Raw genomic sequence first — 24,288 nt, forward strand, 5'->3', positions numbered from 1 at the left:
TTTCTACCGCTGCCGGATGTCCAAGCGTGCGAACATCCGAATCATCGACGGGCTGATGCGCCGCATCGCGTAGCCCACCTTGGATTCCGCGGCCACCGGCAACACGGCCGGCCCGGACCTGATGGCCTTCACGATCGCCCTTGCGGTCGCTTCCGGGGTGAAATTACGACGCCGATAGGCCGCGTCCGCCTTCTGCCGGGCGCGCTCTTGTTGCTCGGTCGACATCCCGGCGTAGACAGTGCTCTTGGCGATGTTGGTGTTGACGAAGCCCGGGCACACCGCTGTGACGCTGATGCCTTCGTCGGCTAGGTCGGCGCGCAACGCTTCGCTGAACCCCAGCACCGCGGCCTTGGTGGTGCTGTAGGCGACCATCGATTTCGACGGGAGATACGCGGCGGCCGACGCGATGTTGATGATCGTTCCGCCCTGACCGCGCTCGACCATCTGGGCACCGAATGCTCGGCTCCCGCTGATGACGCCACCGACATTGATCCCCAGGATCGCGTCCCAGTGCTGCGGGGTCGTCTCCAAAAACCTGCCCGCCATCCCGATTCCGGCGTTGTTCACCAGGATGTCGACGACACCATGTTCGTCAAGGACTTGCGCGGCAAGGTCGTTCATCGCCGTTTCGTCGCTGACATCGACCTGGTACACGGCCGCCGCCGCGCCCGCGGCGCGCACCTGTGTTGCGCTCTCGTTGGCCGCGGCAAGGTCACGGTCGGCGATTATCACCATGCGGGCGCCCTGGCGCGCCAGCTCCACCGCGGTGGCTCGGCCGATGCCCGCACCCGCCCCGGTGACCAAAGCGAGCTGACCGCGCACCTCACCCGGGCCCGCGCGCACCACGGTCGCCGCGGCGTCGCCCGTACCCGCAACGACCCGGTCCACCCAGTCGGCGGTCAGCCGTGCGACCACGTCCGGACGCGAGGTCACCACCCAGTGCCCGCCCTCGATCGGGACCACCCTGCCGCCGCCCGGAATCGCGCCGGTGAAACGTTGCAGAGCCGGCGTCACGAACATGTCTTTCCTGGGCACCAACACCTGAACCGGCACGCTGGTCTGCGGGAGTGACGACCCATCGGTGACAAATCCGGCGGGCATGTTGGCCCGATAGAGGTTGAGCGCGTTCACATAGTCCCCGATCGAGCGCGGCGTCTGACCACGCTGACTGCGGGTGCTCGATTGACCGATGCGCTCAAACGCCCCAACGAGTTTCACCCCGATGCCGGAACGGAAGAAGAGTTCCGGCACGACCGGGCACAAGAAGAACCCGATGTATCCCGAACTGGCAAGCTGCCTGGCAACCTGGGCCGCCGAGCGGGGGGTGCGCCCCGAGCGCAGGAACGCACCCGCGTACTGCAGGTGCGGGCCCGAGATAGAGGTAAATGAGGCGACCTTTTCCATGACCGAGTCGGCGGTCACCGCGGCCCAGCCCTGAATCGAGCCCCAATCGTGTGCCAGCAGGTGCACCCGATCGACGCCCAGGCTGTCGATCACCGCGCCGGTGTCAGAAACCAGCTGTTCCAGCCGGTACCCGGAACGACTGGCAGGACAGGATGATTCGCCGGAGCCGCGCACGTCATAGGCAACCACGTTGTAGCGATCGCCGAGCAGCTCGGCCACCGGATCCCACAGGTGGTGGTTATCGGGCCAGCCGTGAACGGCCAAAATGGTCGGGCACTGCGGATCTAGCGGCGTGTAGTGATACACAGCCAGGGTGGCGCCGTCGGATGCGGTGATTCCCGTTCGCGAAGCGGTGTTCATTGGCCTCAGTGCGACGCCCGGGCGGCGGGAGAGACGGCCAGGTAGTCGACGGCCCGCTCGAGTCCACCCAACTGCGAGGGGTGAAAGCCCGGCTTGTAGTAGTCGCCTACCACCCGGATCAGTCGCCACGGGCCGGGCGTCAGACCGCGACGCGCGGACCTGACGTAGTCCCGCCACCGTGGTTTGGTGCCCGGCGCCAGCAGCGGATCCACCGTATACATGAACCGGACCCCGCGAATCCACAGCAACAGCATCACCGGCGTCACGGCCAGCTGCGCACGCACTTGCCGCCAATACCCCGCGCGCAGGTGCTTCACGGTGTCGAACGCCACCGCCTTGTGCTCGACCTCTTCTGCGCCGTGCCACCGGAGCATGTCCAGCATCACCGGGTCGGTGCCGACCACGTCGAGTTGCGGCGAGTTCAGAATCCACTCCCCCAATACGGCGGTGTAGTGCTCGATTGCCGCGATGAAGGAGACCTGCTCCAGCAGCCAGCGGTGCCGTTGTCGCGGATTGCGTCCCGGCTTCTCCGCCAGCAGCTTCCCGAACAGCCACCTGATCTGGTCGGTATAAGGCGTCACGTCCACGCCCTGGGCCTCGAAGTGGGCCAGCACACCGGAGTGTGCCTGGGAGTGCATCGCCTCCTGGCCGATGAACCCCTGCACATCCAGCCGCAGCTGATCATCCTTGATCAATGGCAACGTCTTCTTGAAGACCTCGACGAAGAATTCCTCGCCGGCGGGCAGCAGCAGGTGCAGCACGTTGAGCACATGGGTGGGCAGCGGCTCGTTGGGAACGTAATGAAACGGCAGGTTCGCCCAGTCGAACTCGACATCGCGAGCCTCGAGAACGAGACGCTCGTGGTCGGCCGCACCCGATTCTCCAGAGTGCGGCCCCACTGCGCGGTTATCGACGGTGAACATAAGGCCCCCTTGCCTTGGACGTTTACATTAACGCCTCATATGTCGCCTCAATAGACAACTCGTGCTCGCAAGTATAGTGATGCAATCCCCCGATGGTGAAGAACTCAGTCGCCAGCCTCAGCACGTTGCTTCAGGCGCTGCAGCGTGGTCGCGATGTGCTCGGCGTTTGTCGCGGCCCGATCCTTGACCCCGGTCGCCAGGCCGGCCACCTTGCGGAACCACCCGGGCCGCCGGTCCCAGGTGCTCTCGGTGACCCGGCAACCGCCATCGGCACCGACGATGTCGTACTGCCACCGCGACACCGGAATGAAGATGGAGTGGACATCGAACGCGAAGATCCGGCCCGGTTCCGCGTCGGTCACCGTGCAGGTCGTCTTCCAGCGCCGGCCACCGTTTCGGTTGTGGCCGACGAACACGGCCCCCTTACCGACTCCATCGCCTTTCTGCAGTTCCATCGCCACCGCCTCCTCGGCCAGCGACGCCAGTGTCCTCAGGTCGGTGATCAGTCCGTACACCCGCTCGGGGGTGGCATCGATCTCGACAGTGGCCGCCACAGAAGGCTTGGTCATTGGGTGATCATAACCAGGGCGGACCGGCCTAAAGGGGCGCGGCCCCGCGTAGATGTTCGAAGATCAGCGACGTTTGGGTGCCCGCGACGTTGATGTCCGCGTTGAGGTTCTCCACCACAAATGAGCGCAGGTCATCGGTGTCCCGAGCGGCGACATGCAACAGAAAGTCTTCGGCACCGGCCAGGAAGTAGATATCCATCACCTGTCGCTTGCGGCGGATCTGCTGAATGAAGCTGCGGATCTTGCCACGGGCGTTGGCCTGCAGGCTGACCGAGATCATCGCCTGCAGCGGTTGGCCCACCGCGACGGGGTCGATATCGGTGTAAAACCCGCGGATCACGCCGAGATCGACCAGTCGGCGAACCCGGCCGTGGCATGTCGAAGGCGCGATCCCGACCGCCTGGGCCAGGGCATTGTTGGTGATCCTGGCATCGCCATGCAGCAGCAGCAGGATCTTGCGGTCCATGTCGTCAAGCACAGCGGGCCGAACATCCTTCGGCGAGTCTCCCTCTCGGCCGCTAGATCCCGTTAGGTCATCAGACATGCATCCACATTACAGAATTATCATCAGTGTAATTGCATAACTTCCGAAGTTTTTTCACACTTATGGAACCGCGTCACACAAGCCCGTCAAACCCCCACCAAATCGGCAGGAGCGAATATGCGAGTCGGTATTCCAACCGAAACCAAAGACAACGAATTCCGGGTTGCGATCACCCCGGCCGGCGTCGCCGCCTTGACCAAGCGCGGCCACGAGGTGCTGATCCAGGCCGGCTCCGGAGAAGGCTCCGCCATCTCCGACTCCGACTTCAAGGCCGCCGGTGCCCAGCTGATCAGCACCGCCGACCAGGTGTGGGCGGATGCGGACCTGCTGCTCAAGGTCAAGGAACCGATCGAGTCCGAGTACGGCCGGCTGCGCCGGGGCCAGACCCTGTTCACCTACCTGCACCTGGCCGCCTCGCGCCCCTGCACCGATGCCCTGCTGAAGTCCGGCACCACGTCCATCGCCTACGAGACGGTGCAGACCGCCGACGGCGCATTGCCGCTGCTGGCCCCCATGAGCGAGGTCGCCGGGCGCCTGTCCGCCCAGGCTGGGGCCTACCACCTGATGCGCACCCACGGCGGTCGCGGCGTGCTGATGGGCGGCGTCCCCGGCGTCAAGCCTGCCGACGTCGTGGTGATCGGCGCGGGCACGGCCGGCTACAACGCCGCCCGCGTCGCCAACGGCATGGGCGCGATGGTCACCGTGCTGGATGTCAACATCAACAAGCTCCGCCAGATCGACGCGGAGTTCGGCGGTCGCGTCCGGACCCGCTACTCGTCGACCCTCGACCTTGAGGATGCGGCAGTCAACGCCGACCTGCTGATCGGGGCCGTGCTGGTGCCCGGCGCCAAGGCACCCAAGTTGATTCCGAACTCGCTGGTAGCGCGGATGAAGAAGGGTGCCGTGCTGGTGGACATCTCCATCGACCAGGGCGGCTGCTTCGAGGACTCCCGGCCGACCACGCACACGTCGCCGACGTTCACCGTCCACGACACGGTGTTCTACTGCGTCGCGAACATGCCCGGCGCCGCGCCCCGCACGTCGACCTACGCGCTGACCAACGCGACCATGCCCTACGTGCTCAAGCTCGCCGACCTGGGTTGGCAAGCGGCCTGCCTCTCGGATTCCGCACTGGCTAAAGGCCTTTCGACTCACGAAGGCGCGCTGCTGGCAGATCACGTGGCCGCCGACCTCGACCTGCCGTTCACCGACCCGGCGAGCGTGCTCGGCTAACCGAATCACAACCGACGCTGGCCACCTGCCCACCATGCAGGTGGCCAGTGTCGCGTCGGGGGCCGTTGGGCCGGACCTACAGCGACCACACGTCCGGCGCCAGGGCGGCAACGATGTCGGCCGCCGGTCCCGCCTGGGCCGCCCGGTAGGCCGTCCCCGCCCACAGGTTTGTTCCGTGGGGGTCGTCCGCCTCGATCGCCGCCGCCCGGATGGGCTTGGTCATCTGATTGACCTCCGGATAGCCGAGCGGCGCGACCCGGTCAAGCAGTCGAGTGAAGTTGTTCGCCAGCCCTCGCGCATAGCGGCCGGAGAAAGCACGGGTGACTAGCGTGGAGTCGAACTCCGGGTTCTTCAGGGCAACTCGGTGCACCGAGCTGGTACCCGCTTCATCAGCAAGCAACAGCGCCGTCCCCACCTGTGCAGCAACCGCTCCCCTGCGCAGCACGGCTGCCACTTCGTCGGCGGTACCAAGACCGCCCGCCGCGATCAGCGGCACATCGTGGGTACGGCCGATGTGATCGAGTAGTTGGTGCAGGGACTCCTCGCCCGGCTCCGTATCCGGCGCGAACGTACCGCGATGCCCGCCCGCGCCGGGGCCCTGAACCACCAGGTTGTCAGCGCCGGCCGCGATGGCCACCCCGGCCTCATAAGCCGACGTCACCGTGACCGAAACCAACAAACCCAGCGCACTGAGCTGGCGGACCACATCGGGCGGCGGCGCACCGAAGGTGAACGACACCAGCTCCGGACGAATGTCGGCCACGACTTCGAGCTTGCGTTCCCACTCGTCGTCATCACCGTGAATGGGTTGTCCCACCTCGACGTGGTAGTACTCGGCGACCTCCGCGAGTTCTTCTGCGTAGTACTCCAGCTGCAACCAGTCGGCGACGCTGGGCTGGGGCACAAAGATATTGGCTCCGATCGGGCCGGTGGTGGCGGCCCGCGCAGCGGAGATGTCATCGGCGAACTGGTCGGCGGTCCGATACCCGCCAGCGACGAAGCCCAGCCCGCCCGCGTTCGACACGGCCGCGGCCAAGGCCGGGGTTCCTGGGCCGCCCGCCATCGGAGCACCCACGATGGGTACCGCGATGTCCCAGAAACCCAGTACCATCGACCTAATTTACCATCGCTCGAAGTTGTTGCAGCAGCTGTCGTTTCGAGGTATACGGGCCGAGAACCGCGGCGCCGTATCGTTTCACCAGCAGCCGGCGGGCCAGTGCGTTGACCTCGTCGACCGTGACCCGATCGATTTGCTGCAAAGTGTGTTCGATAGTGCGGTGCTTGCCGTAGTTCAATTCGCTGCGGCCGATGCGGCTCATTCGCGAGCTGGAATCCTCTAGCCCCAGCACCAGCCCGCCACGCAGCGAACCCTTGGCAATACGGCATTCGGACTCGGTGATGCCGTCGCGTGCCACCGCCTCCAGCACCTCTCTGGTCACGCGCATCACTTCGGCGAAACGTTCCGGAAGACAGGCGGCATACACCGACAGCGCTCCACTGTCAGCGAAGATGTCCAGCGCCGAATAGACCGAATAGGCAAGACCGCGGGACTCGCGGATCTCCTGGAACAGCCGCGAGCTCAATCCGCCGCCGAGCGCGGTATGCAGCACCGACAAAGCCCAGCGGTGCTCCCAGCCACGTCCGGGCGTGCGGACTCCCAACGACACGTGGGTCTGTTCGGCTTCCCGGTCCGCCAGCACCAGCTGCGGGGTGCCGTTGACCCGGCCCGTGCCTTTGCGCGGGGCGACGGGCCGGCGGCCGCGGACCAAGCGTGGCCCGAAGTGCTCGCGCACCAACCCGGCCACCTGGTTGTGGTCGACATTGCCGGCTACCGCGACGACCATCCGATCCGGTGTGTAGCGGCGCATGTGAAACGAGTGCAGCTGGGCTCGCGTCATCGCCGAGACGGATTGCGTACTGCCGATCACCGGCCGGCCGACCGGATGGTCACCGTACATGGCCGTCAAGAACATGTCCGCCAGTGCGTCCTCGGGGTCATCGTCGCGCATCGCGATCTCCTCGAGAACGACGTCACGTTCCAGCTCGACATCGTCGGCGGCGCAGCGTCCGTTGAGCACCACGTCGGCCACCAGTTCCACGGCCAGCTCTAGGTCGTTGTCGAGCACGTGCGCGTAGTAGCAGGTGTGCTCCTTGGCGGTGAACGCGTTGAGCTCCCCACCGACGGCGTCCATCGCCTGAGCGATGTCCACCGCGGTGCGGGTCGGGGTCGACTTGAAGAGCAGGTGCTCGAGGAAGTGCGCGGCACCGGCCACCGTCGTGCCCTCGTCCCGCGACCCGACCCCTACCCAGACCCCGACCGACGCGGAGCGCACCGCAGGCAGGTATTCGGTGACGACCCGCAGACCGCCCGGCAGTGTGGTGCGGCGCAGTGCCGGGACGGCCGCAGGGTCAGCTGCTTGCCGTGGCGGCATCGGCCGGCGCCGGGGAATCGGCGGCCGCCGCAGCGGCTGAATCGTCGTCCTCGGCCACCAACACCAGCGAGATCTTGCCGCGCTTGTCGATGTCGGCGATCTCCACCCGCAGCTTGTCGCCGACATTGACGACGTCCTCGACCTTGGCGATGCGCTTGCCCTTGCCCAGCTTGGAGATGTGCACCAGGCCATCGCGACCGGGCAGCAGCGACACAAAGGCACCGAAGTCGGTCGTCTTGACCACCGCGCCCAGGAACCGCTCACCAACGGTAGGCAGTTGCGGGTTGGCGATGGCGTTGATCTTGTCGATGGCAGCCTGAGCCGACGGCCCGTCGGTGGCGCCGACGAACACGGTGCCATCGTCCTCGATGGAGATTTGCGCGCCGGTCTCCTCGGTGATCGAGTTGATGACCTTGCCCTTGGGCCCGATCACCTCACCGATCTTGTCCACCGGAACCTTGATGGTGGTCACCCGAGGCGCGTACGGGCTCATCTCGTCGGGCGTGTCAATGGCCTCGGCCATGACCTCGAGGATGGTCAGGCGCGCATCCTTCGCCTGGGCCAGCGCACCGGCCAGAACCTGCGACGGGATCCCATCGAGCTTGGTGTCCAGCTGCAGTGCAGTGACGAAGTCCTTGGTTCCGGCGACCTTGAAGTCCATGTCACCGAACGCGTCTTCGGCGCCCAGGATGTCGGTCAAGGTGACGAAACGGCGCTCGGTCTTGCCGTCCACCTCGACATCGTCGGACACCAGGCCCATGGCGATACCGGCCACCGGCGCCTTCAACGGCACGCCGGCGTTGAGCAGCGCCAGCGTCGAAGCGCACACCGACCCCATCGAGGTCGAGCCGTTGGAACCCAGCGCTTCGGATACCTGGCGAATGGCGTACGGGAATTCCTCAACGCTGGGCAGCACCGGCATCAGCGCCCGCTCCGCCAGCGCACCGTGCCCGATCTCCCGTCGCTTGGGCGAACCGACCCGGCCGGTCTCACCAGTGGAGAACGGCGGGAAGTTGTAGTGGTGCATGTACCGCTTGGTGGTCTCCGGCCCCAGCGAGTCGATCTGCTGCGCCATCTTGACCATGTCGAGCGTGGTCACGCCGAGAATCTGGGTCTCACCGCGCTCGAATAGCGCGCTGCCGTGGGCCCGCGGAACCAGGGCGACTTCGGCCGACAATGCGCGGATGTCGGTGATGCCGCGGCCGTCGATGCGGAAGTGATCGGTGACGATGCGCTGCCGTACCAGCTTCTTGGTCAGCGAGCGAAACGCGGCGCCGATCTCTTTTTCCCGGCCCTCGTAGGTGTCGGCCAGCCGTTCGAGCACCTCGGCCTTGATTTCCTCGGTGCGCTGGTTTCGTTCGGCCTTACCACCGATGGTCAACGCCGCGGCCAGTCCATCGGTAGCCACCGAGGACACCGCGTAGTAGACGTCGTCGCCGTATTCGGGGAACACCGGATATTCGGCACCGGTCTTGGCGGTGGCCCCAGATGCGTCGGCCAGCTCCTGCTGCGCGGTGCACAGCGCCGCGATGAACGGCTTGGCCGCTTCCAGACCCTGCGCGACCACGCTCTCGGTCGGCGCCGGGGCGCCACCCTCAACCAGCTCGATGACCTTGTCGGTGGCCTCGGCCTCGACCATCATGATCGCGACGTCGGGCGTGCCGTCTTCCTCGGTGCCGACAATCCGTCCGGCAACCACCATGTCGAACACGGCGCGCTCGAGCTGCTCGACGTTGGGGAATGCGACCCACTGGCCGTCGATGAGGGCCACCCGCACGCCCCCGACGGGACCGGAGAACGGCAGCCCGGCCAGTTGGGTCGAGGCCGACGCGGCGTTGATCGCCACCACGTCGTACAGGTCGTTGGGGTCCAGGCTCAGGATCGTCACCACGACCTGGATCTCGTTGCGCAGTCCGTTGACGAACGACGGCCGCAGCGGGCGGTCGATGAGCCGGCAGGTCAGGATCGCATCGGTGGAGGGGCGGCCCTCACGACGGAAGAACGAACCGGGGATGCGGCCGGCGGCATACATCCGCTCTTCGACATCGACGGTCAGCGGAAAGAAGTCGAAATGCTCTTTGGGGTTCTTGCTGGCGGTGGTCGCCGACAGCAACATGTTCTCGTCGTCGAGGTATGCGACCACCGAGCCGGCGGCCTGCTGGGCCAATCGGCCAGTCTCGAAACGGATGGTGCGGGTGCCGAAGCTCCCGTTGTCGATGGTGGCGGTTGCTTCGAACACGCCTTCTTCAGTTTCAGCTACAGACATAACGTCCGTGCGGCCCTCTCTGGGTTATTCAGCTGTTTCGCGGCGTCACACGCAACCCGATGAGTTTGCAGGACTCCTCGCGGACCCAGATGGGCCGGCCTGGATGCGGCTACGGCCGTCGATCGAAGCGGCCGGACTTTCCCCAGATCCGGGGTGCCCGGCAGCCACTACCGAAGACCGCCCGATACAGGCAGGGCTGCTCCCTCGGACATACGTAGCGACTCGCTGGAACGGCGCACGCGGATCTGCGTGAACCGCACCACAGTGCCTGGGCCGAATGGGCCCAGAACTTCCTCACTGTACACCGGCCAATTCGCCACGATGCCCGGCCATGATGGGAACCTGTCGACGATTATCGAGGGCTCCGGTTCTAAGCCAATTCCAGTTCCGTGAAATCGTCGGCGACCTTCTCGAGCTCGCCCAACTCGTGGTCCCAGCAGAAGACCTCGTCGCGCAATGCCGAACCATTCACACCAGGCAACAAGACGAGCCGGTCGCCGCAACCGTTGGCCCCAATGGCGACGGCGTTGACCGGAAAGCCGAACCATTCCTTGGAGCTTGCCGTCTCGCGGACAATGTCATTGCAGGTCCGCTTCAGCCGCTGTTTGTCGCTCGTGTCGAAGAAGGGGTGCAAGTCCCAGACGTCCGACGACGTCTCGACAGCCCCACCGTTATCGGCCATCATCTTCGCCCGGAACGCCGCGGGGAAGGTAACTCCGAGCTTCTCCTCGGTGTCGAGGATGTACTTCTCAGCGACCGGGAAGGGCATCAACTTCTCCTGATGGAACGATCAAACTCACCCACTACGTCTGGGAACTGCCGCCGACGTCCTCCACACAGACAACGAACCGCCGTTCGGTGTAGGTGTAGCCCACACCGCTGGCGCACTGATCCACGGTGACCGGGGATGCGACATCTTGGAGAATCTGGGTGGCCCGTTGCCGGTGCGGCGCCGACGCGTCGTTGCAGCCCACTCGAAACGGGTCGGTCTTGTGGTCCGGGTCGACACTCATACAACTGCCCAGCACCCAGTCGACGTCCAGGCACAGGGTGCTGTTTGCGCCGCCCAGCACGTTGCGGCTGGAGTACGACGAATCCACGTCGGCCGGGCACTCCGTGTGGTCGGTCCCATCCTTGGCGACGGCAACGACCTTGAAGTTGGAGTCCTCGCTGCCGCACGCAGCCTTGGTGGCCTGCGGCCGGTCCGGCGGTCCGGCAAGTTTGAGGCAGTCACCCACCGCCAGGTCGGCGGCCTTGGTGGTTGACGAGCAACCCACCAAGACGCCGGATGCCGGCACCGCCAGAACCATCAGCACGGCCAAGAACAAGGCGCGCATCGCGCCGGGGGTCAGCGACGCAGGCCCAGACGCTCAATGAGCGAGCGATAGCGCTGCACATCGATCTGGGAGATGTACTTGATCAGCCGGCGCCGGCGCCCCACCAGGAGCAGCAGTCCACGCCGCGAGTGGTGGTCGTGCTTGTGCACCTTGAGGTGCTCGGTGAGGTCAGAGATCCGCTTGGTCAGCAGCGCAATCTGCGCCTCCGGGGATCCGGTGTCGGTCTCATGAAGACCGTAGGAATTCAGAATTTCCTTTTTCTGCTCGGCAGTCAGCGCCACGAAACATCTCCATCAATTGGTCCGCGATCAGGGATTAGCCGGCGCGGCCACCGCGAACCGCAGCACGCGCCGATGTCGTCGGGCAGTCTAGCAGCGGTGTGGCCGACAGACACAAACGCCGCGGGTCAGCCGGTCGACAGCAGGACCCGGGTCCGTTCGGTATCCGCCCCGATCTCGGCGACCAATTCGGGCACGGAAGCGAATTTCTTCTGGCCTCGGATGCGGGCAACAAAGTCCAGCGCCACGTGCTGACCGTAGAGGTCCGCGGCGGTGTCCAGGACAAACGCCTCGACCGTGCGGGTGCGTCCGGAGAACGTCGGGTTGGTCCCGACCGAGACGGCCGCCTGGTAACGCTCCCCCGGTATGACCGCGCCGGTCACCGGGCCGTGTCCCAGGACGGTGAACCAGGCGGCGTAGACCCCGTCGGCCGGTATGGCCGAATACATCGGCGGCGCAACGTTAGCGGTGGGGAACCCCAGTTCGGCGCCACGCCCGTAGCCGCGGACCACGACGCCCTCGACACGATGCGGGCGGCCCAGGGCTTCGGTGGCCGCCATGACATCACCGGCGTCCACACACGACCGGATGTAGGTGGACGAGAACGTCACGGTCTCGTTGCTGTGGTGCTCGGACACCAGCGACATGGCCTCCACGGCGAACCCGAATCGCTCGCCGGCGTGGCGCAGGGTGTCGACGCTGCCGGCCGCCTTCTTGCCGAAGGTGAAGTTCTCACCGACCACGACCTCGACCACGTGCAGGTGCTCGACCAGCAGTTCGTGGATGAAGCGATCCGGTGTGAGCTTCATGAAATCGGTGGTGAACGGCATCACCAGGAACACGTCGATGCCCAGCTCTTCGACCAATTCAGCGCGACGGGTCAGCGTCGTCAGCTGCGCCGGGTGGCTGCCGGGGTAGACCACTTCCATCGGGTGTGGATCGAAGGTCATCATCACGGTCGGCACGCCGCGCGCCCTGCCGGCCTTCACGGCGTGCGCGATCAACTCGGCATGCCCGCGGTGCACACCGTCGAATACCCCGACGGTGAGCACGCACCTGCCCCAGTCCGTGGGGATCTCGTCCTGGCCACGCCACCGCTGCACAACCGCAAGCCTACGGCGCGATGGGACCGCGGCGTACAGCATCGCTGGGGTTGGCGGGTCTTGCCGGCACTGTCCGAGCGGGTTCGGCGCGCGCTCGGACGGTCATCGGGGTCCACCGGGACACGCTCGTTTGGCGGGCTGGACCGCCGATCAGGCGTGGGTTGCCTAAACTTTCTCCTTGTGAGGGCTGACGAGGAGCCTGGCGGTCTCACCACGGTTGCCCAGGACTATCTGAAAGTCATTTGGACGGCGCAGGAGTGGTCGCGGGAAAGGGTCAGCACCAAGATGCTGGCGGAGAAGATCGGCGTGTCGGCCAGCACCGCTTCGGAGTCGATACGCAAACTCGCCGAGCAGGGCTTGGTCGACCACGAAAAGTACGGTGCAGTGACCCTGACCGACTCGGCGCGGCGAGCCGCGCTGACGATGGTGCGCCGGCACCGGCTCTTGGAAACCTTCCTGGTCAATGAGCTCGGCTACGGCTGGGATGAGGTGCACGACGAGGCCGAGGTGCTCGAGCACGCGGTATCGGATCGCCTGGTGGCCCGGATCGACGCGAAGCTGGGCTTCCCGCGGCGGGATCCCCATGGTGATCCCATTCCCGCCTCCGACGGGCAAGTGCCCACCCCACCGGCCCGCCAGCTGTGGGCCTGTCGGGATGGTGACACCGCGACCGTGGCACGCATATCCGATGCCGACCCGGAGATGCTGCGGTATTTCGACAGTGTCGGGATCAACCTCGACTCGCAGCTGCGGGTCCTGACCCGGCGTGAGTTCGCCGGCATGATCTCGGTGGCGATCGAATCGGCCGACGGCGCCGCGAACACGGTCGATTTGGGGAGCCCCGCGGCGCGAGCGATCTGGGTGGTGGCCTGATCGGTCTGATCCGACCTCAGCCAAGAAGGCCCTTGGCGATGTGAGTTACCTGGACCTCATTGCTTCCGGCATAGATCATCAGCGACTTTGCATCGCGCGCAAGCTGTTCCACCCGGTACTCGGCCATGTAGCCGTTGCCGCCAAATAACTGGACGGCCTCCATCGCGACGTCGGTGGCGGCTTCGGAGGAGTACAGCTTGATCGCCGACGCTTCGGCCAGTGTCGGTTCCCTGCCCGCCTTGAACTTCTCGAGTGTCTGAAAGACCATGTTCTCGACGTTGATTCGGGCCACCTCCATCTTGGCCAGCTTGAGCTGGATCAGTTGGAACTGCCCGATGTTCTTGCCCCACAACGTACGAGTCTTTGCGTAGTCCACGCACAATCGGTGACATTCGTTGATGATGCCCAGCGCCATCAGCGCCACCCCGAGACGTTCCACGGCGAAATTGGCACGGGCGCTCTCACGTCCGTCACCGTCGCCGTGGTGTTCACTCTCGCCGAGCAGACGGTCCGGAGTCAGCCGCACGTTGTCGAAGAACAACTCACCGGCCGGCGAGGACATCATGCCCATTTTCTTGAATGGCTTGCCTTGCGTGAGGCCTGCCATACCCGATTCGAGCACAAAGATGAGTACCGGCCGGTCCCGCCGGTCCGAGGACGTGGCTCCGGCCTCGTCGAGTTTGGCGTACACCAACAACACGTCGGCGTAAGGACCGTTGGTGATGAAAGTCTTCTGACCGTTGAGGATGTAGTCGGCGCCGTCACGTTTGACGTGAGTCTTCATGCCGCCGAACGCATCCGAGTCGGAATCCGGCTCGGTGATCGCCCAGGCCGCGATCTTTTCCAGCGTCATCAACTCGGGCAACCAGCGCTGCTTCTGCGCCAGCGTGCCGCGGCTCATGATGGTCGCCGCGCCCAATCCAAGGCTCACCGCGACCGTGCTCAGCAAGCCGATGCTGACTCCGGCGAGCTCGGACACCAGCACCGCGGCCCATCGACGCCTGGGGCCCCAGGCCACCCGAACCGCTGGTTCGGTGCCGCTTTTCGCCTTGGTTGGCGCGCTCGGCGTCCAATATCGACTTGACCGATTCGGCGGCCAGCACATCCAAACCGAACTGACTGAACAGCTTGCGCATGATCGGATACGGCGATAGCGCACCGGTTTCCAGTTCATCCAGATTTGGCCGAATCTCCCTGTCGATGAATTGACGAACCGCGTCGCGCATCATCAGATCTGTGTCGGACCACTCGATCATCGGAGCCGCCTCGCCGCCCGCTCGCCGCTCAGCGTTCGGCGCGCTGGTAGGCGGTGACCACGGCGGCGCCACCGAGCCCGATATTGTGCTGTAGCGCGGCCGTGACGTTGTCGACCTGCCTCCTGTCGGCGGTGCCACGAAGCTGCCAGGTGAGTTCGCAGCACTGGGCCAGACCGGTCGCACCGAGCGGATGCCCCTTGGAGATCAGCCCACCCGAAGGGTTGACCACCCAACGTCCGCCGTAGGTGGTGTCGCCGTTGTCGATCAGTTTGGGCGCCTCACCTTGGCCACACAGGCCCAGCGCTTCGTAGAGCAACAACTCGTTGGCCGAGAAGCAGTCGTGCAGCTCGATCACTTGAAAGTCTTCGGGGCCAAGTCCAGATTGTTGGTAAACGCGCTGTGCCGCTTGAACATTCATGTCGTATCCGATGAGGTTCTTGGCGCTGCCGTCGAAGGTCGACGCGAAGTCGGTGGTCATGGCCTGGCCGACGATCTCGACCGCTCGCCCGGCCAGCCCGTGGCTGTCGACGAAGGATTCCGACGCCAGGATCGCCGCCCCCGAGCCGTCTGAGGTCGGCGAACACTGCAGCTTGGTGAGTGGTTCGTAGATCATCCGCGACGCCAGGATGTCGTCGAGCGTGTAGGCCTCCTGGAACTGCGCGAACGGGTTGTTGACCGAATGCTTGTGGTTCTTGAAGCCAATCTTGGCGAAGTGCTCGGCCGTGCTGCCGTACTGCTGCATGTGTTCGCGTCCGGCGGCCCCAAACATCCAGGGAGCCACCGGAAACGCGAATTCGGCTATTTGGGCCAGCGCCTTGACGTGTTTGTCCATCGGTTGCGTGCGGTCGTCGTAGGACGAGGACAGCGAGCCCGGCTTCATCTTCTCGAAGCCCAGCGCGACGGTGCAGTCGGCGAGTCCGCCGCGGATCGCCTGTGCCGCCAGGAACAACGCGGTGGAACCGGTGGAGCAGTTGTTGTTGACGTTGACGACCGGAATGCCCGTCATACCCAGCTCGTAGACCGCCCGCTGACCCGACGTCGACTCTCCATAGACATAGCCGACGTAGGCGTGCTCGACTTCGCGGTACTCGATGCCGGCGTCATTGAGCGCGTTGGTTCCCGACTCGCGCGCCATGTCGGGATAATCCCAGCCTTCACGACAACCCGGCTTCTCAAACTTCGTCATGCCGACGCCGATGACAAAAACCCTGTTCGACCCGTTGTTAGGCATCTTTACCCCTACTACCCTTCCAGGCCCCCCTTAGCGGCTGAAAGGCCGGAACGACCCCTCTTGCACAGTGTGCAACCCGGCCGCATCGACTTTAGGGGCGGGTCCCCTACATCGTCGCCGGGCGGATCACCACCACCGACTTGGTGCGGCGCCCCTCGTCGCGCAACAGCGCAATCACCCGGCCATCGGCATCGCTGGCGGCGTAGATGCCGTCGATTCCGGCCGGTTCAAGGGGACGACCGTTGCCCACGGACTGAGATTCGTCGACGGTGAGGTCGCGGCGCGGAAACATCAGCAGGCAGGCCTGATCGAGGGTCAGGCTCAGCGCCGGCCGCTCGGCCAGCTCGTCGAGTGACGCGGCCTGGGACAGGTCGAAGTGACTAACGCGAGTGCGCCGCAGCGACGTCAAATGGCCGCCCACATCGAGCGCCGCACCAAGATCGCGCGCCAGGGCGCGGATGTAGGTCCCTGACGAGCAGTCGACTTCGACGTCGATATCGATCACATCGGCGCCGCGCCGAAGATCCATCAGCTCGAATCGGTCGATGCGCACCGGGCGCGCCGCAAGCTCGACCGTCTGGCCTTCCCGGGCCAGTTGATACGCGCGCCGGCCGTCCACCTTGATCGCGCTGACCGCCGACGGAACTTGTCTGATGTCGCCAGTCAAATCCAAGATCGCCGCCGCGATTGCCTCGGGTGCGACATGTTCGGCGGACACCGAGGCCAGCGGCTCGCCTTCGGCGTCCTCGGTGGAGGTCGTCTGGCCCAACCGGATGGTGGCGGCGTACGACTTCGACGTGGCGGTCAGCAGGCCAAGGATCTTGGTGGCACGCTCGATGCCGATCACCAGCACACCGGTGGCCATCGGGTCCAGGGTTCCCGCGTGGCCGACCCGGCGGGTGCCAAAGATCCTGCGGCAGCGCCCAACCACGTCGTGGCTGGTCATTGCGCCCGGCTTGTCGACCACAACGATGCCCGGGCCAAAGCCGGGACCGGCGTTCTGCCGGCTCATAGCACGATCGCGGTCAGCACCAGCCCGCGCTCAACCGACCATCGACCGTGAAGTGTCGTCAGGGGCGGGCCCCACAGCGCACTCGGATCGATCAAGATGCGGGAGACAAAGCGGCCGGTCCGCCCCGAGTCGTCGGCCTCGAACGTGATGTGCGCGTCCTCGAATCCCAGCCACCGATTGGTCAGCGGAAACCATACTTTGTAGGTTGCTTCCTTGGCGCAGAACAGTATTCGGTCCCAGTGCAGGCCGTCCGGCATTGCCGACGGTATCTCGTCGCGCTCTTCGGGCAGGCTGATCGCATCGAGCACGCCGTTGGGCAACACGTCATGCGGTTCGGCGTCGATGCCCACCGAACGCACCGCGGCGCTGCGACCGACCACGGCACCGCGGTAGCCCGAGCAGTGGGTGAGGCTACCCACCACGCCGTCGGGCCAGCACGGTTGCCCCTTGTCGCCCTTGAGAATCGGCACCGGCGGCACACCGAGGTCGCCCAACGCGACGCGAGCACAGTGGCGGACGGTGATGAACTCGTTGCGCCGCTTGGCAACCGACCTGGCGATCAGTGGTTCCTCTTCGGGCAGCGGCACCAGGCCGGGCGGGTCCGAGTACAGCTCCGCATACGCCAGATCATCGACCACGGTGCCGGGTAGAACCGACGACACCAACATGCTGATTGTCACCGCTCCTGCCGCTGCCGCAGTCTTTCCCGGAACTTGGTGGCCTGCGCCCTCATCTCCGGAGTGATCACGAAATGACCGCCGAAGTCGTTGAGGTACCCCGGCGCGTACTGGGGGTCCGGCAACACCTGACGCAGCCAGCTGTAGGGCTTGCGTCGACGCCATTCCCGCGGGTAGCCCACCGACACCTCTTCAAAGCGCACGCCGTCATGCCATGTGGTGCGCGGGATGTGCAGATGGCCGTAGACCGAACACAGCGCGTTGTAGCGGGTATGCCAGTCGGCCGTCTTGGTGGTTCCACACCACATCGAGAATTCCGGGTAGAACATCGCGTCACACGGTTCGCGCAGCAGCGGGAAGTGATTCACCAGCACGGTGGGCTGCATCCAGTCGAGCTGTTCGAGACGGGCGCGGGTAGCGGCAACCCGCTCGCGGCACCAGGCATCCCGGGTGGCATAGGGCTCGGGCGAGAGCAGGAATTCGTCGGTGGCCACCACATTGCGTTGCTTGGCGATGGCCATACCCTCGGCTTTGGTGGTCGCGCCGCTGGGCAGAAACGAGTAGTCGTACAGCAAGAACATCGGCACGATGGTGGCCGGGCCACCCCGTTCGGTCCATACCGGGAAGGGGTGCTCGGGTGTCACCACGCCCATTTCGTCGCACATGTTGACCAGGTAGTCATAGCGCGCCCGGCCAAAAATCTGCATCGGATCGCGGGTGGTGGTCCAAAGCTCATGGTTTCCGGGCACCCAGATCACCTTTGCGAATCGCCGCCGCAGCAAGTCCAGCGACCAACGAATCTCGTCGGTGCGCTCGGCAACGTCGCCGGCGACGATCAGCCAGTCCTCTGGCGAGGAGGGGTACAGCGACTCGGTGACCGGCTTGTTGCCCATATGACCGGTGTGCAGATCGGAGACAGCCCACAACGTCGGCTGCGCCCCGCCGGTCGATTCGTGTCCTGTCACGACTCACCAGCCTAACGACCCGGTGAAGTGGAGACGAAATCCTTGGGTCCCGCACACCTCGGGCGCAGCGGCGGGGTTCAAGGCCCCAGGCTAAGGGGTCGGCGGTGGGCTGGGTGTGTCGGTCTCACTGATCCGGCAGTCCGACTGCGCCGTGAGCGATGAGGCCACCTGGGTGCCCAGTTTGAACTCGACGCCCCCGTGCCCAGCGAGGTAGACGTCATGGTCACCCGGCTTGTCCTTCATCACCCCAAAGGTGGTGGCACCGAACTGCTGCCCACCATCTTTGACAATCCGAACAGCCTGCGGCCACTTGTCGTCGGGAATCGGCCCGCTGAATCCGACCATGAAATACGCCGTTCTGGCCCTGGTCCACTCGTAATCGCCTCCACACCCATTCCAGCTGTCCACATCCATCGACCAGGTCAACCCCGGCACCAGGGCCGCGATCGCATCGGCCATCCGGGTCACCGCGGCGCGGTACTGATCCTTGGCCGCCTCCAACGAAGGCTTGGCCCGCAACGGGTTCTCCAGTTCAGCAACCTTCTCCGGACTCAACGGGCCCTCCTGCTCACCACCACGCCCAAGACCACCAGAACCACTGGAACCACATCCCAGCACCAGCACACAAACCAGCGCCAGCAACCCCACCAGCCGCCACCGCATCAATACCCCCCTTCACACCGCTGCGGCAGGCGCCGACAAGCACCGTCCGGCAACCGGCTACGGGGGCGGCGGTGGGCTGGGTGTGTCGGTTTCACTGATCCGGCAGTCCGACTGCGCCGTGAGCGATGAGGCCACCTGGGTGCCCAGTTTGAACTCGACGCCCCCGTGCCCAGCGAGGTAGACGTCATGGTCACCCGGCTTGTCCTTCATCACCCCAAAGGTGATGGCGCCGAACTGCTGCCCACCATCTTTGACAATCCGAACAGCCTGCGGCCACTTGTCGTCGGGAATCGGCCCGCTGAATCCGACCATGAAATACGCCATTTTGGCGTTGGTCCAGACGTACTCGCCACCGCAATGATTCCAGCTGTCCACATCCATCGACCAGGTCAACCCCGGCACCAGAGCCGCGATCGCATCGGCCATCCGGGTCACCGCCGCGCGGTACTGATCCTTGGCCGCCTCCAACGAAGGCTTGGCCCGCAACGGGTTCTCCAGTTCAGCAACCTTCTCCGGACTCAACGGGCCCTCCTGCTCACCACCACGCCCAAGACCACCAGAACCACTGGAACCGCACCCCAGCACCAGCACACAAACCAGCGCCAACAACCCCACCAGCCGCCACCGCATCAATGCCCTCCCGCCAATACGTGGCCGGGCGCTGCCGGCATCCCGCCGCCCAGAACCGGCGGAAGCAACGGCGCGCCGACCTTATTGTCCGGCAGCCCAGCGGCGATCGCCGCCAGGTTATAGCCCGACATCCGCAGCTGTGGCTGCCCGGCGGCATCTTGGAAGACTCGCGGATAATCACCATGGGCATACACCCCGTCCCGCCAGATCCCACCGGGATCGAAACCGGCCTGTGACGACAACTCCGTCAAGCCGGGAGTCAGATACGGGTCCGGCCCCCAACCGTGCAGCGGGGCCAGCGGGGCCACCACGCCGGTGATCAAATCGTGCGGCGCCTGCATGACATAAGCATGCCCGTGCTCGAGTCCCAGTTGAGCCGGGCTGTAGAGCTCCAGGCCGGGTGAACCGTAGAACACGACATCGTTGACGGGATGCGCGCCATGGGCGTTGAGGTCCTGCAGGGCCAGCGACGCCGTCAACGAGCCATAGGAGTGCCCCAACACGGTGAGGTGGCCGGAGGGGTTATTGGCGCGCACCTGCTGCAAATACCTGGACAAATCGCCGGCGCCCGCACGTGCCTGCCCATCGGTCATGGTCTGCCACAGGTCACCCGCAGTTGCGGTGTCGAGCGGGTTGGGGGGCGGCTCATAGCCCATCCAGGCGATCGCGGCGACCGACGTCGGTTTGCCGGCATTCTTCAACTGCCGCATTTCTTCGCTTTGTAGATTCCGCGCCTCTGTGACCATGCCCGGCAGGGTGCCCCGGGTGGTGGAACCGACTCCGGGCACGGTCACCGAAACATTGGCTGCGGTGTCCGGATTACCCACAGCCACCGCAGCCAGCACCTGCTGGTGCGGGTCGTCCGGAACCCGCAACTGGGCCAGGTAGGTTTCCGGGGCGTTTCGCAGTGCCTGATCAACAGCATCTAGATCGCCCAGCCGGCCCTTGGCGGCGGTCAGCTGATCGCCAAGGGCGGCGAGCTGGCCCATCGCATCGCTGTCGAGGATGCCGTTGTTGTAGTCGCTGGCGGCCCGCGCCGCCAGCTGGTCATAGCGCCCCTGCAACTGCCCAATCCGGGCTCGCAGCTTGGCGCGTTCCTCACGCAACAGCTCCTCGTTGGCATCGCTGGCCCGCTGAGTCGGTGTCAGTCCCTCGGGTCCGACCGGCGCACCGGCCTCGGCCGGGATGGGCGAATCACCGTCGGCCATGTTGACCGCTGACGCCAATTCCTCGTCGATGGTGTTCGCCTCAACCACAATCGCCCCCAGGTCAGCCTGCAGCTCGGCTTGCTTGGCAAGCACCCGCGCCCATTCGGACTCGGTGTGGCGCAAGCCCGCAATCGGCACCACCCGGCTGCTCAGCGCATCGATCTGCAGTTCGGCGGCCGCGGCGGCATTGCGCAACGCGGCCAACTCCGATTGGACCTTCACAATCCCATCAGCGGCCCGATCCGCCGCCCTCGCAACTGCCAACGCTTCATTACCGTGGGCGTCGAGATCGCGGCGAAGTCCCGCGTTCTGATGCGCGGCAGCCTCGGCGGTCTTGCCACGGGAGTTGGCAAAAATCGACAGCGTGGCCAGCTGACGCGACACCTCCAAGCTCACCTGGACTCGGGCGGTGGCCGCGTGGAACACCTCCCGAACCGCTTGCGCGTCCCACCGATCGATATCGGCGACCGTCAGCGACATCGATCAAAACCAACGCCCACTTGGGCGAGCGCGCGGGCCCGCTCCTCCTCCGCCGCCGCATGCGCGACGGCGGCTTGATGCAGGCCGCGTGCATGATCGCCGATTCTGCTCAACAACGCCCTCGACATTTCCAACCAGTCGTCCATGGCGGCATTGAGAGCCAGCGCCGACGCGCCCTGCCACCCGGACTGAGCGGCCTGGATCCGATGATCGGACGACAAATGTCCGGCCGCCAAGTCCTCCCCCTGCCCGGTGACATGCGCCGCTGAGCGCACCCATTGCTCCGGGTTGATCTCAAACACCCAGACATTCTTGCACTGGGCGCCACCAAGCGCACTTCATCGCGGGTCAGGGCGAAATTCGAGCTGCGCCACGCTCGAGTTGGCCACCAAGAAATCAACCCCCCGGACTAGAACAAGTTCTCGTTTGACTGTGGCGGCGCGGAGCCGACTTGTACACTCCGGGCAAAGGGACCGCCCAAAGGCAGGGGGTGTCGTGCTTACCAAAGTGCGTCTGGCCGGAGCGCTTGGCGCACTGGTCGCAGCGGCGGTGATCGGCTGGCAGGGCGTCGCGCCGGCCCCCACCAGAGGCGAAAACATCGATCTGCGCTCAACCACCGCGCCGCTGTCGAGCACGATGAAGAGCCCGATCGTGGAGACCAACAACGTACGCCCGTTCGACGCGTGCGAAGACATCCCGTTCGACGCCGTGCAGCGACTCGGTCTGGCCTACACGCCGCCTGAACACGAGGATGGGTTGCGGTGCCACTTCGATGCGGGCAACTACCAGATGGCCGTCGAAACGATCGTCTGGCGCACCTACGCTCAGACCCTGCCGCCGGATGCCATCGAGACCACTATCGCGGGCCACCGGGCGGCTCAGTACTGGGTGATGAAGCCGACCTATCACAACAGCTTCTGGTTCTCCTCCTGCATGGTCACCTTCAAAACCAGCTACGGGGTGATCCAGCAGTCGCTCTACTACTCCACCGTCTACTCCGAGCCCGATGTCGACTGCCAGGCAACCAACCTGCAGCGGGCAAATGAACTTGCCCCCTACTACGTTTTCTAGCTCCGCTAGCGAGCGTGGCTAACCTGGGGATATGAGCATCACTTCAACCGACGTCGGGCAGCCCACGCTGCGCGCCTTGACCAAACGAGTCGGCGGCAGCGCGGCCGGCGGCGCTCTCGGCGGCTTATTGGGCCTACCGCGCGCGACCACTCGCTACACCGTGAGCCGCGTCGGAGTCCCGATGCGCGACGGTGTCCACCTGGTGGCCGACCACTACTGCCCCACTACGTCGCGACCTGCCGGGACCGTGCTGGTCCGCGGACCCTACGGGCGCGGATTTCCGTTCTCGTTGGTGTTCGCCCGCCTGTATGCCGCCCGCGGCTACCACGTCGTGCTGCAGAGCGTGCGGGGAACCTTCGGGTCCGCCGGGCAGTTCGAGCCAATGGTCAACGAGGCGGCCGACGGCGCGGACACCGTCGAGTGGCTGCGCCGGCAGCCCTGGTTCACCGGCCGGTTCGCCACCATCGGGGTGTCCTACCTGGGGTTCACCCAGTGGGCGTTGTTGCAGGATCCGCCTCCGGAGCTGGCCGCGGCGGTGATCACCGCGGGCCCCCACGACTTGCGGTCCTCGGTCTGGGGCACCGGCTCGTTTGCCATCAACGACTTCCTGGGCTGGAGCGAGTTGGTCGCCCGCCAGGAGGATCCGGTGCGCATCCGGACCGGAATCCGCCAACTGACCGCCCCGCGCCGGGTGGCGCGAGCGGCGGCCGAATTACCGATGGGTGAATCGGCCAGGACGCTGCTCGGTACGGGGGCGCCGTGGTTCGAATCGTGGCTCGAGCACACCGACCACAGCGATCCGTTTTGGGACCGGATGCGCTCCCCGGACGCATTGGACCGGGTGCAGGTTCCGGTACTTCTGGTCGGCGGTTGGCAAGACGTCTTTGTGCAACAAACGTTGCAGCAGTATCGGCATCTGCGCGACCGCGGCGTGGACGTCGCGCTGACCATCGGCCCCTGGACTCACTCGCAGCTACTCAGCAAAGGGCTGGCCGTCAGCGCACAAGAGACGTTGGACTGGCTCGACACCCACCTGGGCGGCACGGCCGAGTTGCGCCGGCCCGACGCGGTTCGCGTCTACGTGACCGGCGAGGGCTGGCGCCACCTTTCGGACTGGCCGCCGAAAACCACTGACCATGAGCTCTACCTGCACCCCACCGGCCGCCTCAGCGAGATCGCGCCGCCCGACGCAACGACACCGGCAACGTTCCGCTACGACCCCACCGATCCCACCCCGACCATCGGCGGCCCGCTGTTGTCCTCCAAAGCCGGCTATCGCAACGACAGTCGGCTCGCGTCACGCAATGACGTGCTCACCTTTACCGGCTCCGCGCTGACCCATGATCTGTGGATTCACGGGCACCCGGTGATCGAGTTGACCCACAGCTCGGACAATCCCAACGTCGACGTGTTTGTCCGGATCAGTGAGGTCGACAGCAACGGGCGATCCCGCAACGTCAGTGACGGTTACCAGCGACTGGGCGACGCGCCCGAAACGGTCCGCATCGAACTCGATCCGATCGCTCACCGCTTCAAGGCCGGCTCGCGTATTCGCGTCTTGATTGCGGGCAGCTGGTTCCCGCGTTATGCCCGCCACCTGGGCACCGACGAGCCGACCCTGACCGGACGGCAGGTGCAACCGGCCACCCACTCGGTGTACTTCGGCCAGTCGCGGCTGCTGCTGGGTGTCGACCAGTCAGCCAACGACATCACGGACGCGGGCAGCGACGAATCACCCGAATGACGCGTCCGCACGGGATCTGCGATTGAGAC

General features: G+C 65.4%; 23 protein-coding genes and 1 pseudogene. 4 read left to right on the forward strand and 20 right to left on the reverse strand.

From position 1 onward, the window contains the following. Positions 1 to 3 precede the first annotated feature (3 nt). From MMSP_RS19700 to MMSP_RS19715, 4 genes are all read right to left on the reverse strand, one after another. Positions 4 to 1,764: an SDR family oxidoreductase gene (locus MMSP_RS19700; protein ID WP_020788026.1), complete on the reverse strand. Its 1,761-nt coding sequence runs from the start codon at positions 1,762 to 1,764 to the stop codon at positions 4 to 6. Positions 1,765 to 1,769: 5 nt separating this feature from the next. Then, a complete protein-coding gene (locus MMSP_RS19705) occupies positions 1,770 to 2,687 on the reverse strand; it encodes a metal-dependent hydrolase (RefSeq protein WP_020788027.1) in 918 nt (305 codons plus the stop codon). Positions 2,688 to 2,791: 104 nt separating this feature from the next. Beyond that, positions 2,792 to 3,256, reverse strand: coding sequence for an SRPBCC family protein (locus tag MMSP_RS19710; RefSeq protein WP_011740188.1), 465 nt, complete (start codon positions 3,254 to 3,256; stop codon positions 2,792 to 2,794). A gap of 28 nt (positions 3,257 to 3,284) precedes the next feature. Next, positions 3,285 to 3,800: an Lrp/AsnC family transcriptional regulator gene (locus MMSP_RS19715; RefSeq protein WP_084472611.1), complete on the reverse strand. Its 516-nt coding sequence runs from the start codon at positions 3,798 to 3,800 to the stop codon at positions 3,285 to 3,287. A 117-nt stretch (positions 3,801 to 3,917) separates the two neighbouring features. Here MMSP_RS19715 and ald point away from each other — a divergent pair, with 117 nt between their 5' ends. Further along, positions 3,918 to 5,033 carry an alanine dehydrogenase gene (gene ald / locus MMSP_RS19720; protein WP_020788029.1) on the forward strand — a complete coding sequence of 372 codons (1,116 nt, stop codon included), beginning with the start codon at positions 3,918 to 3,920 and terminating at the stop codon, positions 5,031 to 5,033. Positions 5,034 to 5,109: 76 nt separating this feature from the next. On the opposite strand, the gene MMSP_RS19725 is transcribed toward ald, so the two are convergent. The 7 genes from MMSP_RS19725 to MMSP_RS19755 form a co-directional block, all read right to left on the reverse strand. After that, a complete protein-coding gene (locus tag MMSP_RS19725) occupies positions 5,110 to 6,144 on the reverse strand; it encodes a nitronate monooxygenase (RefSeq protein WP_020788030.1) in 1,035 nt (344 codons plus the stop codon). 4 nt (positions 6,145 to 6,148) lie between these two features. After that, positions 6,149 to 7,465 (reverse strand): pitrilysin family protein, encoded by a 1,317-nt coding sequence (locus MMSP_RS19730; protein ID WP_020788031.1) that lies wholly within the window; start codon positions 7,463 to 7,465, stop codon positions 6,149 to 6,151. After that, positions 7,443 to 9,731, reverse strand: a complete 2,289-nt coding sequence (locus MMSP_RS19735; protein ID WP_036426749.1) for a polyribonucleotide nucleotidyltransferase — start codon at positions 9,729 to 9,731, stop codon at positions 7,443 to 7,445. The genes MMSP_RS19730 and MMSP_RS19735 overlap by 23 nt, the downstream gene beginning before the upstream one ends. Before the next feature lie 370 nt (positions 9,732 to 10,101). Continuing rightward, positions 10,102 to 10,500: an SMI1/KNR4 family protein gene (locus MMSP_RS19740; protein WP_012393716.1), complete on the reverse strand. Its 399-nt coding sequence runs from the start codon at positions 10,498 to 10,500 to the stop codon at positions 10,102 to 10,104. Positions 10,501 to 10,534: 34 nt separating this feature from the next. Continuing rightward, on the reverse strand, positions 10,535 to 11,068 hold the full coding sequence (locus MMSP_RS19745; protein WP_015355276.1) for a hypothetical protein: 534 nt from the start codon (positions 11,066 to 11,068) through the stop codon (positions 10,535 to 10,537). An 11-nt stretch (positions 11,069 to 11,079) separates the two neighbouring features. Beyond that, positions 11,080 to 11,349: a 30S ribosomal protein S15 gene (gene rpsO / locus MMSP_RS19750; protein WP_011740180.1), complete on the reverse strand. Its 270-nt coding sequence runs from the start codon at positions 11,347 to 11,349 to the stop codon at positions 11,080 to 11,082. A 125-nt stretch (positions 11,350 to 11,474) separates the two neighbouring features. Next, a complete protein-coding gene (locus tag MMSP_RS19755) occupies positions 11,475 to 12,449 on the reverse strand; it encodes a bifunctional riboflavin kinase/FAD synthetase (RefSeq protein WP_012393715.1) in 975 nt (324 codons plus the stop codon). Between the two features lie 180 nt (positions 12,450 to 12,629). Here MMSP_RS19755 and mntR point away from each other — a divergent pair, with 180 nt between their 5' ends. Further along, entirely contained in the window at positions 12,630 to 13,322 is a 693-nt protein-coding gene (gene mntR / locus MMSP_RS19760) for a manganese-binding transcriptional regulator MntR (protein WP_020788035.1), read from the forward strand. Between the two features lie 16 nt (positions 13,323 to 13,338). Here the strand turns inward: mntR and MMSP_RS19765 are convergent. From MMSP_RS19765 to MMSP_RS19805, 9 genes and pseudogenes are all read right to left on the reverse strand, one after another. Then, positions 13,339 to 14,578 (reverse strand): annotated as a pseudogene (locus MMSP_RS19765) (acyl-CoA dehydrogenase family protein). A gap of 28 nt (positions 14,579 to 14,606) precedes the next feature. Further along, a complete protein-coding gene (locus tag MMSP_RS19770; protein WP_020788038.1) occupies positions 14,607 to 15,809 on the reverse strand; it encodes a lipid-transfer protein in 1,203 nt (400 codons plus the stop codon). Between the two features lie 106 nt (positions 15,810 to 15,915). Beyond that, positions 15,916 to 16,821 carry a tRNA pseudouridine(55) synthase TruB gene (gene truB / locus MMSP_RS19775; RefSeq protein ID WP_015355271.1) on the reverse strand — a complete coding sequence of 302 codons (906 nt, stop codon included), beginning with the start codon at positions 16,819 to 16,821 and terminating at the stop codon, positions 15,916 to 15,918. After that, a complete protein-coding gene (locus tag MMSP_RS19780) occupies positions 16,818 to 17,501 on the reverse strand; it encodes a 4'-phosphopantetheinyl transferase (RefSeq protein ID WP_012393710.1) in 684 nt (227 codons plus the stop codon). Before MMSP_RS19780 ends, truB begins: the two co-directional genes overlap by 4 nt. Further along, on the reverse strand, positions 17,498 to 18,463 hold the full coding sequence (locus tag MMSP_RS19785; RefSeq protein ID WP_012393709.1) for a metallophosphoesterase: 966 nt from the start codon (positions 18,461 to 18,463) through the stop codon (positions 17,498 to 17,500). Before MMSP_RS19785 ends, MMSP_RS19780 begins: the two co-directional genes overlap by 4 nt. 90 nt (positions 18,464 to 18,553) lie before the next feature. Beyond that, positions 18,554 to 19,126 (reverse strand): LppA family lipoprotein, encoded by a 573-nt coding sequence (locus tag MMSP_RS19790; RefSeq protein WP_020788040.1) that lies wholly within the window; start codon positions 19,124 to 19,126, stop codon positions 18,554 to 18,556. Positions 19,127 to 19,183: 57 nt separating this feature from the next. Beyond that, positions 19,184 to 19,756: an LppA family lipoprotein gene (locus MMSP_RS19795; protein WP_020788041.1), complete on the reverse strand. Its 573-nt coding sequence runs from the start codon at positions 19,754 to 19,756 to the stop codon at positions 19,184 to 19,186. Beyond that, on the reverse strand, positions 19,756 to 21,444 hold the full coding sequence (locus tag MMSP_RS19800) for an alpha/beta hydrolase family protein (RefSeq protein ID WP_020788042.1): 1,689 nt from the start codon (positions 21,442 to 21,444) through the stop codon (positions 19,756 to 19,758). Before MMSP_RS19800 ends, MMSP_RS19795 begins: the two co-directional genes overlap by 1 nt. Beyond that, positions 21,435 to 21,746, reverse strand: coding sequence for a WXG100 family type VII secretion target (locus tag MMSP_RS19805; RefSeq protein ID WP_011740170.1), 312 nt, complete (start codon positions 21,744 to 21,746; stop codon positions 21,435 to 21,437). The genes MMSP_RS19800 and MMSP_RS19805 overlap by 10 nt, the downstream gene beginning before the upstream one ends. Before the next feature lie 193 nt (positions 21,747 to 21,939). On the opposite strand from MMSP_RS19805, the gene MMSP_RS19810 reads away from it, so the two are divergent. Then, on the forward strand, positions 21,940 to 22,515 hold the full coding sequence (locus tag MMSP_RS19810) for a hypothetical protein (RefSeq protein WP_015355268.1): 576 nt from the start codon (positions 21,940 to 21,942) through the stop codon (positions 22,513 to 22,515). Between the two features lie 31 nt (positions 22,516 to 22,546). Beyond that, positions 22,547 to 24,259, forward strand: coding sequence for a CocE/NonD family hydrolase (locus MMSP_RS19815; RefSeq protein ID WP_012393705.1), 1,713 nt, complete (start codon positions 22,547 to 22,549; stop codon positions 24,257 to 24,259). Positions 24,260 to 24,288 lie beyond the last annotated feature (29 nt).

Origin of the sequence: Mycobacterium sp. 012931 (assembly GCF_000419295.1) — a bacterium.
Lineage (GTDB): Bacteria > Actinomycetota > Actinomycetes > Mycobacteriales > Mycobacteriaceae > Mycobacterium > Mycobacterium marinum.

What these genes read in the sequence shown, in the direction of transcription:
- MMSP_RS19700 (WP_020788026.1), bottom strand. Translation starts at nt 1,764, where the DNA reads ATGAACACCGCTTCGCGAACGGGAATCACCGCATCCGACGGCGCCACC.
- MMSP_RS19705 (WP_020788027.1), bottom strand. Translation starts at nt 2,687, where the DNA reads ATGTTCACCGTCGATAACCGCGCAGTGGGGCCGCACTCTGGAGAATCG.
- MMSP_RS19710 (WP_011740188.1), bottom strand. Translation starts at nt 3,256, where the DNA reads ATGACCAAGCCTTCTGTGGCGGCCACTGTCGAGATCGATGCCACCCCC.
- MMSP_RS19715 (WP_084472611.1), bottom strand. Translation starts at nt 3,800, where the DNA reads ATGTCTGATGACCTAACGGGATCTAGCGGCCGAGAGGGAGACTCGCCG.
- ald (WP_020788029.1), top strand. Translation starts at nt 3,918, where the DNA reads ATGCGAGTCGGTATTCCAACCGAAACCAAAGACAACGAATTCCGGGTT.
- MMSP_RS19725 (WP_020788030.1), bottom strand. Translation starts at nt 6,144, where the DNA reads ATGGTACTGGGTTTCTGGGACATCGCGGTACCCATCGTGGGTGCTCCG.
- MMSP_RS19730 (WP_020788031.1), bottom strand. Translation starts at nt 7,465, where the DNA reads ATGCCGCCACGGCAAGCAGCTGACCCTGCGGCCGTCCCGGCACTGCGC.
- MMSP_RS19735 (WP_036426749.1), bottom strand. Translation starts at nt 9,731, where the DNA reads ATGTCTGTAGCTGAAACTGAAGAAGGCGTGTTCGAAGCAACCGCCACC.
- MMSP_RS19740 (WP_012393716.1), bottom strand. Translation starts at nt 10,500, where the DNA reads ATGCCCTTCCCGGTCGCTGAGAAGTACATCCTCGACACCGAGGAGAAG.
- MMSP_RS19745 (WP_015355276.1), bottom strand. Translation starts at nt 11,068, where the DNA reads ATGCGCGCCTTGTTCTTGGCCGTGCTGATGGTTCTGGCGGTGCCGGCA.
- MMSP_RS19770 (WP_020788038.1), bottom strand. Translation starts at nt 15,809, where the DNA reads ATGCCTAACAACGGGTCGAACAGGGTTTTTGTCATCGGCGTCGGCATG.
- truB (WP_015355271.1), bottom strand. Translation starts at nt 16,821, where the DNA reads ATGAGCCGGCAGAACGCCGGTCCCGGCTTTGGCCCGGGCATCGTTGTG.
- MMSP_RS19790 (WP_020788040.1), bottom strand. Translation starts at nt 19,126, where the DNA reads ATGCGGTGGCGGCTGGTGGGGTTGCTGGCGCTGGTTTGTGTGCTGGTG.
- MMSP_RS19795 (WP_020788041.1), bottom strand. Translation starts at nt 19,756, where the DNA reads ATGCGGTGGCGGCTGGTGGGGTTGTTGGCGCTGGTTTGTGTGCTGGTG.
- MMSP_RS19800 (WP_020788042.1), bottom strand. Translation starts at nt 21,444, where the DNA reads ATGTCGCTGACGGTCGCCGATATCGATCGGTGGGACGCGCAAGCGGTT.
- MMSP_RS19815 (WP_012393705.1), top strand. Translation starts at nt 22,547, where the DNA reads ATGAGCATCACTTCAACCGACGTCGGGCAGCCCACGCTGCGCGCCTTG.